The organism is Neisseria sp. 27098_8_139 (genome assembly GCF_041433195.1).
Taxonomy (GTDB): Bacteria; Pseudomonadota; Gammaproteobacteria; order Burkholderiales; family Neisseriaceae; genus Neisseria; species Neisseria subflava.
Map to the genome: position 1 here is coordinate 1 of NZ_JAPWBA010000009.1, position 11186 is coordinate 11186.

General features: G+C 48.1%; 13 protein-coding genes. 6 read left to right on the forward strand and 7 right to left on the reverse strand.

Annotated elements, in window-relative coordinates; translation table 11 throughout:
• Positions 1-69: 69 nt before the first annotated feature.
• The 3 genes from metE to iscX form a co-directional block, all read right to left on the reverse strand.
• Positions 70-2346, reverse strand: a complete 2277-nt coding sequence (metE, locus tag O3660_RS08490) for a 5-methyltetrahydropteroyltriglutamate--homocysteine S-methyltransferase (RefSeq protein ID WP_314052196.1) — start codon at positions 2344-2346, stop codon at positions 70-72.
• A gap of 89 nt (positions 2347-2435) precedes the next feature.
• Positions 2436-3317, reverse strand: a complete 882-nt coding sequence (metF, locus tag O3660_RS08495) for a methylenetetrahydrofolate reductase (RefSeq protein WP_049351591.1) — start codon at positions 3315-3317, stop codon at positions 2436-2438.
• A gap of 172 nt (positions 3318-3489) precedes the next feature.
• Positions 3490-3687, reverse strand: coding sequence for a Fe-S cluster assembly protein IscX (gene iscX, locus O3660_RS08500; RefSeq protein WP_003682097.1), 198 nt, complete (start codon positions 3685-3687; stop codon positions 3490-3492).
• Positions 3688-4003: 316 nt separating this feature from the next.
• On the opposite strand from iscX, the gene O3660_RS08505 reads away from it, so the two are divergent.
• The gene (locus O3660_RS08505) at positions 4004-4624 is read left to right on the forward strand and encodes a hypothetical protein (RefSeq protein ID WP_049351592.1); all 621 of its coding nucleotides are present in this window, start codon (positions 4004-4006) and stop codon (positions 4622-4624) included.
• Between the two features lie 76 nt (positions 4625-4700).
• Here O3660_RS08505 and fdx read toward each other — a convergent pair whose 3' ends face one another.
• The 3 genes from fdx to hscA all read right to left on the reverse strand — a co-directional run bounded on the left by fdx (position 4701) and on the right by hscA (position 7436).
• A complete protein-coding gene (gene fdx / locus O3660_RS08510) occupies positions 4701-5042 on the reverse strand; it encodes an ISC system 2Fe-2S type ferredoxin (RefSeq protein ID WP_003686005.1) in 342 nt (113 codons plus the stop codon).
• Positions 5043-5135: 93 nt separating this feature from the next.
• The gene (locus O3660_RS08515) at positions 5136-5498 is read right to left on the reverse strand and encodes a TIGR02328 family protein (protein WP_049351593.1); all 363 of its coding nucleotides are present in this window, start codon (positions 5496-5498) and stop codon (positions 5136-5138) included.
• 78 nt (positions 5499-5576) lie between these two features.
• The gene (gene hscA, locus O3660_RS08520; RefSeq protein WP_371464837.1) at positions 5577-7436 is read right to left on the reverse strand and encodes a Fe-S protein assembly chaperone HscA; all 1860 of its coding nucleotides are present in this window, start codon (positions 7434-7436) and stop codon (positions 5577-5579) included.
• 245 nt (positions 7437-7681) lie between these two features.
• Between hscA and rpsF the strand changes: the two genes are divergently transcribed.
• The 5 genes from rpsF to mltB all read left to right on the forward strand — a co-directional run bounded on the left by rpsF (position 7682) and on the right by mltB (position 10347).
• On the forward strand, positions 7682-8053 hold the full coding sequence (gene rpsF, locus O3660_RS08525) for a 30S ribosomal protein S6 (protein WP_003686150.1): 372 nt from the start codon (positions 7682-7684) through the stop codon (positions 8051-8053).
• Positions 8050-8352, forward strand: a complete 303-nt coding sequence (gene priB, locus O3660_RS08530; RefSeq protein WP_193699280.1) for a primosomal replication protein N — start codon at positions 8050-8052, stop codon at positions 8350-8352. Before rpsF ends, priB begins: the two co-directional genes overlap by 4 nt.
• Positions 8353-8358: 6 nt before the next feature.
• Positions 8359-8589, forward strand: a complete 231-nt coding sequence (gene rpsR, locus O3660_RS08535) for a 30S ribosomal protein S18 (protein ID WP_003678863.1) — start codon at positions 8359-8361, stop codon at positions 8587-8589.
• 16 nt (positions 8590-8605) lie between these two features.
• Positions 8606-9058: a 50S ribosomal protein L9 gene (rplI, locus tag O3660_RS08540; protein WP_003678862.1), complete on the forward strand. Its 453-nt coding sequence runs from the start codon at positions 8606-8608 to the stop codon at positions 9056-9058.
• Between the two features lie 209 nt (positions 9059-9267).
• Positions 9268-10347, forward strand: a complete 1080-nt coding sequence (mltB, locus tag O3660_RS08545; protein WP_371464838.1) for a lytic murein transglycosylase B — start codon at positions 9268-9270, stop codon at positions 10345-10347.
• A 59-nt stretch (positions 10348-10406) separates the two neighbouring features.
• Here the strand turns inward: mltB and O3660_RS08550 are convergent, their stop codons facing one another.
• Positions 10407-11120: an aldose epimerase gene (locus tag O3660_RS08550; protein WP_049351596.1), complete on the reverse strand. Its 714-nt coding sequence runs from the start codon at positions 11118-11120 to the stop codon at positions 10407-10409.
• Between the last annotated feature and the right edge of the window lie 66 nt (positions 11121-11186).

Genomic DNA, 11186 nt, shown 5'->3' on the forward strand with positions numbered 1-11186 from the left:
CTGGTCTAAATATCGATAAAGAAAAAAGGCCGTCTGAAAATTTTCAGACGGCCTTTCATCTAACTTACATTATTTAGCCAGTTCGGCACGCAGTTTGTGGGTTACGTTCATCATCACTTGGAGTTGTTCCAGAGTTTCTTTCCAGCCACGTGTTTTCAGGCCGCAGTCTGGGTTAACCCACAGACGTTCAACCGGTACAACCTCGATGGCTTTGCGCAACAGATGCTCAACTTCAGCTTCTGTCGGTACGCGTGGGCTGTGGATGTCGTAAACGCCCGGGCCGATGTCGTTCGGGTATTTGAATTCGCCGAACGCGGTCAAGAGTTCCATGTCGGAACGTGAAGTCTCGATGGTGATGACGTCGGCGTCCATAGCTGCGATGGCAGGCAGGATGTCGTTGAACTCGGAGTAGCACATATGAGTGTGGATTTGTGTGCTGTCTTCGCAACCGGTAGAGGACAGGCGGAAGGATTCGCCTGCCCAGTTCAGGTAGGCATCCCAATCGGCGCGTTTCAAAGGCAGACCTTCGCGGATGGCAGGTTCGTCGATTTGGATGACTTTGATGCCTGCTTTTTCCAGATCCAATACTTCGTCGTTCAAAGCCAGTGCGATTTGTTTGCACACAGTAGAGCGAGGAATATCGTTGCGGACGAAAGACCATTGCAGAATGGTTACAGGGCCGGTCAACATGCCTTTCATCGGGCGTTTGGTCAGGCTTTGTGCGTAAGTAGACCAAGCCACGGTCATGGCTTCAGGACGGCTTACGTCACCGAAGATGATAGGTGGTTTAACGCAGCGTGAGCCGTAGCTTTGTACCCAGCCGTATTGGGTGAATGCAAAACCGCTCAACAGTTCGCCGAAGTATTCAACCATGTCGTTACGCTCAGCTTCGCCGTGTACCAGTACGTCCAAGTCCAGTTTTTCTTGCTCTTCAACCACCAAGGCGATTTCTTTTTTCATCGCGGCTTCGTAATCGGCGGCAGACAGTTCGCCTTTTTTGAAGGCTGCGCGTGCTTGGCGGATTTCGGTAGTTTGTGGGAAAGAACCGATGTTGGTAGTCGGCAGCAGAGGCAAGTTCAACCATGCTTGTTGCGCTTTGATACGGTCGGCAAATGGAGATTTGCGTTGGTCTGCGTTGGCAGGCAAATCGGCCAGGCGTTTGGCAACGTCTGCACGGTGGATTTCGCTGCTGTTGGCACGGGAGTCGGCAGCAGCTTGGCTGGCAGCCAGTTCTTCGGCAACAGAATCACGACCTTCGTTCAATGCAGCTTTCAGAACGCGCAATTCTTGGGTTTTTTGCAGGGTAAATGCCAACCAAGAGTACAGGTCAGGTTTGTTAGCTTTCAGTTTTTCTTCAACTGACAAGTCAAATGGAGTGTGCAGCAGAGAGCAAGAGCTGGAGATCCACAAACGGTCGCCCAGTTTGGCTTGCAGAGGCTCAACAGTTTCCAAAACTTTGTTCAGGTTAGCGCGCCAAATGTTGCGGCCGTCGATAACGCCGGCAGACAGAACTTTGTCGTAGTCAGCAAATGCGTCCAGCTGTTCAGGAGCGCGTACCAAGTCGATGTGCAGGCCGTCAACAGGCAGGGATTTCAGCAAAGCAGCGTGTTCGGCAACAGAACCGAAGTAAGTGCTCAACAGGATTTTGGCGCTTACTTTGCTCAAAGTAGCGTAAACGTCTTTGTATGCTTCTACCCATTCTTTAGGCAGGTCAACAGCCAATGCAGGCTCGTCGATTTGAATCCACTCGGCACCGGCTTCAACCAAAGCAGTCAGGATTTCAACGTAAACAGGCAACAGTTTAGGCAACAGGCTCAGACGGTCGAATTCAACAGCGCCTTTTTCTTTACCAACCCACAGGAAAGTCAACGGACCCACAACGGTCGGTTTGGCTTTCAGGCCCAAAGCTTGGGCTTCTTGCAGTTGTTGAACGTAGTGTTTGGCGTTGGCTTTGAATTCGGTATCGGCGTGGAATTCAGGCACCAAGTAGTGGTAGTTGGTGTCGAACCATTTGGTCATTTCGATAGCGAATTGGTCTTTGTTACCACGGGCCAGTTGGAAGAATTGTTCCAAAGACAGATTTTGGCTGTCGAAGCCGAAACGGGCAGGGATGGCACCGGTGGCAACTTGCAGGTCGAGGATGTGGTCGTAGAAAGTGAAATCGCCTGCAGCAACGAAATCAGCGTTGGCAGCAGCTTGGTGTTTCCAGTTTTTCTCGCGCAAGTCTTTAGCAACAGCCAGCAATTCTTGCTCGCTGATTTCTTTGCGCCAGTATTTTTCTTGTGCGAATTTCAATTCGCGGAAGGCACCGACGCGCGGGAAGCCTGAAAAATGCAATGTTGTCATGTTAACTCTCCTAGTTGGAATTTTTAATCAGGCCGGTATGGCCTGAATGTTCGATATTGTAAATCAGAATGGGGAGGCCGTCTGTTTTATTAACGGGGACGTACACCCAAAATATGGCAGATGGCGTAAGTCAGTTCGCTGCGGTTGAGGGTGTAGAAGTGGAAGTCTTTGACACCTTCGCGAGAGAGGACTTTGACCATGTCGATGGCGATGCTGGCGGCAACAAGGTTGCGCGTGCCTTGGTCGTCATCCAAACCTTCGTACATTTTAGACAGCCAGCTTGGGATTTTGACGTTGGTCACTTGGGCCATTTTGGCCAATTGTTTGAAATTGGTTACAGGCAGGATACCGGGAACGATTTCAACGTCGATGCCCATCATCACGCAACGGTCGCGGAAGCGCAGATAGCTTTCTACGTCGAAGAAGAATTGGGTGATAACGTGGTTTGCACCCGCATCGATTTTGCGTTTCAGATTGATCAAGTCCGCTTGGGCAGATTTGGCTTCCGGGTGCACCTCAGGATAGGCCGCTACGGAAATATCGAAGTCGGCAACGGAGCGCAACAGTTTGACCAAATCTTCGGCATAGAAAGGTTTTTTCTCGTAGCCGGGCGGCTCGTCGCCACGCAGGGCAACGATGCGGCGGATACCGCTGTCCCAATAGTCTTTGGCAATTTGACGCAACTCGTCAGGGTTGGCATCGATACCGGTCAAGTGAGGGGCGGCTTCAAGGCCGGTTTCTTGTTTGATGCGTTTAACAATGCCGTGTGTGCGGTCGCGTTCGCCTGAGTTTGCACCGTAAGTTACGGAAACAAATTTCGGGTGCAAGGTTTGCAGGCGATGGATGGAATCCCATAACATGGTTTCCATTTGTTCGTTTTTCGGCGGGAAAAATTCGAATGAAACGTTGATGTCGCCTTTCAAATCGGAAAGGCTGTGATTTAATGCGTTAATTTCTCTAGCGTGATTCATGCTTATGCACCTTCTGCATATCTTTTATTTGTTGTCAGACTGCATAATAAATTTGAGGTCAGTATGAGTCAATTTCGAAATTTTCCGAAATTGTATGAATAGATTTAATAAAGACCTCAGGCTGTCTGAAAAAACAGCCTAAGGTCTTGTTTGATAGGAAGGGGAAGAAAGCTTATTCTGCTTCATCTATCCATGCTTGTTGTACGGCTTCGAGAATGCGCTCGCCGCAACGCGCCGGATCATCGTCAAATTCAGGCAAAGCCATAATCAGATCACGCAATTGGGTAAAGCGTACGGTTTTCGGATCGATGCTGTCGCCGTGTAAGTCGTAGAGTTCTTCGGCGATGCGTTGGGTATCTGTCCATTTCATGATGTGTTCCTTTATTTGGTCTTTAGGCTGTTGGTGAACATTTTAATCAAGAAGTAGGCGGACTGCCAGAATGTTTTACTGTAGATGCGGATATAAATAATGCGGGTATTTTTTAACAAAATAGCATATTTGCGTTAAAATACAGCACGGCACTTAAAAACTACGGCACATTCGCTTTGAATTTGCCGTTTTATATATTTTATTCCGTTTTTAATGATGGTTTGCGCATGAATAATTTACATTATCCCAATGCAACCAAATCATCTGGAACGGCTCTTAATACGAAATCCATCACGTAAAAATAAAAGGAAAAATGATGAATAACGCACTCAACGCCAAATTGTCCAAACTGATTTACGCGCTTGCTTCAGATGATTCAGAGTATCTGGCCAAAGCAGACGCATTTGACCGTTTGCTGTTGTTGGTTCGCGAATTTTATCGGATGCTGGACGAAACAGAAGGTTTGAAGCAGCTGGTGTTTCGTCTGTATTACGGCAAGCATTATGGTTTGATTAAACTGGATGCCGCTTCACCCAATGACGATGCAGGCGCGTTGAGGCTGAAACGTTGGATGGTTTATTCGCGTATCGCAGAGCGTATCGAAAATTGCGGCAAGCATTTGTCGGTCGTGCTTGAAGATGCGGTGTTGGAAAATGGCGCGGACAAATCTCATTATATAGATGAAGCCAATGTCATTATCGAGCGTTTCGGTTTGGTAAGAGATGAGGCTGCACTTTCGGCCATCGAGGCAGAGGAAGCGTTGAAAACAGAGCAAGAGTTACAGGCGACAAGCGAGCCTCAAAAATCTGCTCCTAAGCATAACGGCAATCTGCATCAAATCAGAATGCAAGAAAAAATCGAAAATTACTCCGCCACGCAGAAAGTGGCCGCTATGCAGATTTCCCGTATGCGTTTTATTTTTCCTCATATCAAATAATTTGCTGCATAACCAAAAGGCCGTCTGAAAACCATGAATTTGTGGTTTCAGACGGCCTTTTTCATTAAGCCTTGTTCTAGTGGTCTTCACGCGCGTGGTTGATCGTATATTTTGGGATTTCCACCACCAAATCTTCGTCGGCAACGACTGCCTGACAGCTCAAACGTGAATCAGCTTCCAAGCCCCATGCTTGGTCGAGCAGGTCTTCTTCCAATTCGGTCGGTTCTTCCAGGCTGTCAAAACCTTTGCGGATAATCACGTGGCAGGTTGTGCAGGCGCATGATTTTTCGCAGGCATGATCGACTTCGATATCGTGGTCGAGCAGTACGTCAAGGACGGTTTGGCCTTCTGGTGCATCTTCGATAACCGCGCCTTCGGGGCATAATGTCGCGTGCGGGAGTACGGTAATTTTTGGCATTTTTATTGTCTCGGTTGTTTAAGAGTGGTTGTGGTTCAAAGTGGTTTCAGACGGCCTTGGATATTCAATATTCAGGCCGTCTGAAAAATGGGTTTATAACATGATGCCTTTACTTTTTAGGTTTTCCAAGCATTCATCTAAATAAGCATCATCGTGTTCGGGGTAAATCGGAGAATCGGCGGCTTCGGTATCATGTGCGGCATAAGGGGCAACCACTTTGCCGCGATACAGCGGGTCTTTCCATAAAACGTCAGGCTTGTAGCCGCGCTTTTCCATCTCTTTCATAATCAACGTGTGATACAGATAGAGTTTGTAGGGCGAATGGGTAAAAACGTAATTAACCGTCGCATGCGGCTTGCCCCAGCCTGCCCCGCGTAAAGCGGCGCATTCGCGATGCTGCCCCAAAAGCTGGGCGCGGGGGAGTAGGGGGATAAGGGTTTGATGCCAGAGTCTCATAAAAGAAATCGTTTCGGTTTTTGGATATTAGATAGACGACCTTTGTATCTTTCGAGGCCGTCTGAAACTGTTTAGGCATCAAATATTATCAACGCTTTGACCTGTCAGCGCACGTTGGATGTTGCGGTTCATGCGCTTGGCGGCGAAGTTATCGGTGCTGTGGCTGAGTTTGGCGACGGCGGAGCGGATGTCTTCGGCTTTGCCGTTTTTCAGACGACCTTGCAAGTCGGCAATGTCTTGTTGAATCTGTTGCAATTCTTCGGCTTCCAATAAGTCGCTATCCAATTCAAGGGCGGCATTGACGGCGTCGGTCAGGCTTTCGGCTTCGACTACGGCTTCGGCGCGTGCGCGTGCGGCCATGTCTTCTGCGGCGTTGCTCATGCTGTCTTTGAGCATTTGGGTGATGGTGCTGTCGTCCAAGCCGTAGGAAGGTTTGACTTCGATTTGCGCCTGTACGCCGGTGCTTTGTTCTTGTGCTGAAACGGACAGCAATCCGTCGGCATCAACTTGGAAGGTCACGCGGATACGCGCTGCGCCTGCGGCCATGGGCGGAATGCCGCGCAGGGTAAATTTGGCAAGGCTGCGGCAGTCGGAAACGAGTTCGCGCTCGCCTTGTACGACGTGTATCGTCATGGCGGTTTGACCGTCTTTGAAAGTGGTGAAGTCCTGCGCGCGTGCGGTAGGAATGGTGGAGTTGCGCGGGATAATTTTTTCGGCTAGACCACCGTAGGTTTCCAAACCGAGCGACAAAGGGGTAACGTCCAGCAGCAGCCATTCGCCGTCGGTTTTGTTGCCTGCAAGGACGTTTGCCTGTATGGCGGCACCGAGTGCGACCACTTCGTCAGGATTGAGGTTATTCAGCGGAGTTTGACCAAAGAATGTGGCAACTGCTTGTTGAACGTGCAACATACGGGTAGAGCCACCAACCATAATTACGCCTTTGACATCTGCCTTGGTTACGCCGGCATCTTTCAAAGCCTGTTTGACGGGCTCGATGGTTTTTTGTACTAGATTTTGGGTCAGGTTGTGAAACTCTTGGCGGGTAATGACGGTATGAACTTTATGGCCGTCTGAAAGTGTGGTTTCGATGACGGCTTCGGTTTGAGTGGTCAGTTTTTCTTTGGCAGTACGGACAAGGGAAAGCAGAAGTTGGCTGTCTTGTTCATTGAGTTTGGAGAGGTCGTTTTGTTCAAGCAAGTAGCAGAACAAACGATGATCAAAGTCGTCGCCGCCCAATGCGCTGTTGCCGCCGATGGCTTTCACTTCAAACAGGCCTTTGGTCAGTTGCAATACGGATACGTCGAATGTGCCGCCACCCAAGTCATAAACGACAAACGTGCCTTCTGAGGCGTTGTCCAGTCCGTAGGCGATTGCGGCGGCGGTCGGTTCGTTAAGGAGGCGCAAGACATTCAAACCTGCTAAGCGCGCGGCATCTTTGGTGGCTTGACGTTGGGCATCATCAAAATAAGCGGGAACGGTAATGACGGCACCAACCAAATCACCGCCCAATGTTTCTTCAGCACGAGATTTGAGGGCTTTGAGGATTTCTGCCGATACTTCGATAGGCGTTTTCGCACCTTGACGGGTGTTTAACTCGACCACGCGCTCATTGGGCGTGAACCGGTAGGGCAGGTATTGCGCCTCTTGTGCAAGGTCGGTAAGGGTGCGGCCGATCAGGCGTTTGGCGGAGCTGACTGTATTTAGCGGATCGGTTTTTTGGGCAGAAAGGGCGTTTTTGCCGACTTCAACTTCACCATCTAAATAACGGACAACCGAAGGCAGGGTGGCACGGCCGTCTGAATCGGGCAGGCAGACTGCGCTGCCGCTGCGGACTGTGGCAACCAAGCTATTGGTTGTGCCTAAATCAATGCCTACGGCGAGGCGGTGTTGATGGGGGGCGGCGGACATGCCGGGTTCTGAAATCTGCAAAAGAGCCATGATTGTGTGCCTTCTGATGCTGTATTTATTAGGATGGGGCAGATTTTAGCAGATTTTTGGCAGATAGTTGAGTGGTTTGCTAGGAAATAACCATAAGGCCTAATGTTGTTTTTTAATTGAAAAGAAAGTGGATTTTGAATTTAGACTTGTATTTTTTAAGAAATGCGGATAAAATTCAGCCTCTTTGCCTTGCCTTTTACTTCGCATGGTGAAAGGCTGTTTTTAATCATCCATAAGGAGATAACATGCGTCATTACGAGATCGTGTTTATCGTTCATCCTGATCAAAGCGAGCAAGTGCCTGCTATGGTTGAGCGTTACAAAACCATGATTACTGAAGCCAGCGGTAAAATCCACCGTTTGGAAGACTGGGGCCGTCGTCAATTGGCTTACCCAATCAACAAAATCCACAAAGCACACTATGTTTTGATGAATATCGAAACTACTCCTGAAGTGGTTGAAGAGCTGGAAACTGCTTTCCGCTTCAATGATGCCGTACTGCGTCACCTGACCATCAAAACAAAACACGCTGTAACTGAAGCTTCCCCAATGCTGGGCGGCGAAAAAGCAAAAAACTTGCTGAACGGTGCAGCTGAAGAAGTTGCAGCAGCCGAATAAGATTGAACAATCTGATTAAGCTTACCGCCCGTATCTTGCAGGTCCAGCCTTTGAGATATACGCCGGCAGGGGTTCCTGTTTTAGATGTTGTGTTGCAACATGAGTCTTGGCAGGAAGAAAACGGACAGAAATGTCTGGTCAAATTTGAAATCCCTGCGCGGATTTTAGGTAAGCAGGCTGAGGAATGGCAGTATCGGCAAGATGCTATCATCGAATCGGAAGGTTTTTTGGCGCAACGCAGCCAACGCTTCCCCAAGCCGGTACTACGCATACAGAACATTAAAGAATATAAAGGTTAAACGACAATGGCTCGTCAATCATTCAAACGTAGAAAATTCTGCCGCTTTACGGCTGAAAAAATCCAAGAAGTTGATTACAAACAAGTTGATTTGTTGAAAGACTTCATCTCTGAAAACGGCAAAATCATCCCTGCCCGCATTACTGGTACTAAAGCACACTACCAACGTCAGTTGGCTACTGCTGTGAAACGTGCCCGTTTCCTGGCTCTGTTGCCTTACACCGATCAACACAAATAATTTTGGAGTTTAAATCATGCAAATTATTCTGTTAGAAAAAATCGGCGGTCTGGGTAACTTGGGTGACATCGTTACCGTTAAAAACGGTTACGCACGCAACTTCCTGATCCCTGCCGGTAAAGCAAAACGTGCAACCGAAGCTAACATGAAAGAATTCGAAGCACGCCGCGCTGAATTGGAAGCCAAACAAGCTGAAATCTTGGCTGATGCTAAAGCACGTCAAGAAAAACTGGAAGGCCAAACCATTACTGTTGCTCAAAAAGCCGGTGTTGATGGTCGTCTGTTCGGTTCTGTTACCAATGCCGACATCGCTGAAGCGATTGTTGCTGCCGGTATCCAAGCTGCTAAAGCAAACGTACGTCTGCCTAACGGTCCTTTGAAAGCTGTTGGCGAATACGAAGTGGAAGTGGCTCTGCATACTGATGCTGTTGCTAAAATTACCGTTGCTGTTGTTGCAGCCGCTGAGTAATTGATTCATTCAAGGCCGTCTGAAAATCAAGGGTTTCCTTGGATTTCAGACGGCCTTGTCTATGTGCTTGAGCCGAAGCAAATCAGTGCCGAGTTGTTTATATTTTTGGCTGATTAAAAAGTATGGCAGTTGGCATAGAAAGATGATGTGTTGGACGAATATTCTTTTGTATTCGGATTTATCATAGTATTTTAATAAAGAGATTATTTATGAATAAAATCAAAATCTTTGGGATGGGTCTGGCTGCTTTGGCTCTGGCTTCATGTAGTACCCCGCAAAAGCCTGCTGTTGATACGGCAAAACCGGTTGAGCCTGTTTCTTCTGCAAAACGCCCTGTATTTGATGCTGCGGCTGAATCTGTTGCCAGCAGCGGTTTCAATGAGAACGTCAATGTTCAGCAGTTTATCCAATATGAAGTGAAAAACCGCCGTTTCAGTGCGCAAGAATTGCGCAATTTCTTTAATGGCGTGGTGTATAAAGGCAACATTATTACCATTATGTACCGCCCAAGCACTTCGCGTCCTTGGTATGAATTCCGCACCGGTAACTCTGGTGCGGTCAAATTTAATGGTGGTAGACAATTCTATGCGGCAAACCGTGCCGTAATCGATGATGTGGCACGCAAATACGGCGTACCTGCCGAATTGATTGTGGCGATTCTCGGTATCGAAACCAATTACGGCAAAAATACGGGCAGCTTCCGCGTTGCCGATGCCTTGAGTACATTGGCCTTTGATTATCCACGCCGTGCCGAGTTCTTCCAAAACGAGTTGAGCGAACTTTTGCAGATGGCAAAAGAAGAAAAAGAAAATGTCTTTGACTTCAAAGGCAGCTATGCCGGTGCAATGGGTATGCCGCAATTTATGCCTTCAAGCTACCGTAAATGGGCGGTAGACTATGATGGTGATGGTCATCGCGATATTTGGAATAATGTCGGCGATGTGGCAGCTTCTGTCGCCAATTATATGAAACAGCATGGCTGGCAGACAGGCGGCAAGATGGTTGTGCCGGTAAGTCTGACGATTACTCCGCACTTGCAGGCGATTATCGATGAGAAAACAGCTTTGACACGCACTGTCGCAGATTTCAAAGCCTTGGGTGTCGTGCCTCAAGCTGCTGTTGCGGATAATGAAAAGGCTGTATTGTATGCTTTGGAAACCAGCCCGGGCGTATTTGAATACTATTTGGGCCTGAATAACTTCTACACAGTATGGCAATACAACCACAGCCGCATGTATGTAACAGCGGTGCGCGATATTGCAAATGCAATCAATAACAATGGCCTGTAAGCCATAAGAAAACCACCCTTTGGGGTGGTTTTTAAGTATTTATGACTTTGCAGAACATTTTAAGCCATCAGTCTGATTTTCATGGCGTAACGTTTTTTGCTGTGCCCTGAAACAAACTGTCCGCCTCGTGGAGGGGATAAAAATGCATTGCCTTCTGCGGTTGGCTCTGCACAAGTATATTGGCCGTTTCGATCGCTCCAGAGGGCATACACAGGCAGATTGTGGGTGCGGATATCCAGTTTCAAGCCGTCAAATGCAACGTGTGCATCTTGATTGGAGGAAACAAATTCGGTATGGGAGATATAGTCGACATCGTATGGCGCACCGTTGAAATCAAATTGTGTGCCGGCGGCGGTAAAGTAGGGGTGGAATCCTGGGGATGTGCGGACGGGCGATTCGCCGTAATTGCAGACGGTTAGGATGGCGATGGCTTCATTTTCGTGAGGCAGACTGTAATCGAGCAACCATTCGACGTGTTCATAGCCTTTTTCTGTGCTGATTAATTTCAAGCCGATATCCGATTCATTTTGATGGCGGATTTCCCAGTCTGAAGTTCTGCCGAAACCATGTTGGGCCAGATGATTTTTGCTGTCCGGTCCGAATTGGGGCAAGCAGACATGCATGCCGCTGCGTAATTTTGTGTCATTGGCGACTTGAACGATGGTTTTCGGAAACAAGATCTCCCGCCCTTTTAAAATCAGGGAATCAATATATCCGCCCATTGTGTTGACTTGTATGGTGGCTGATTGGTTGCGTAGTATGATTTCAGACATAATGATTTTAGCTTTAACTTGGTTATTATTTGTGTAGCATTCTAACATTGCGATGACATGCTGTCG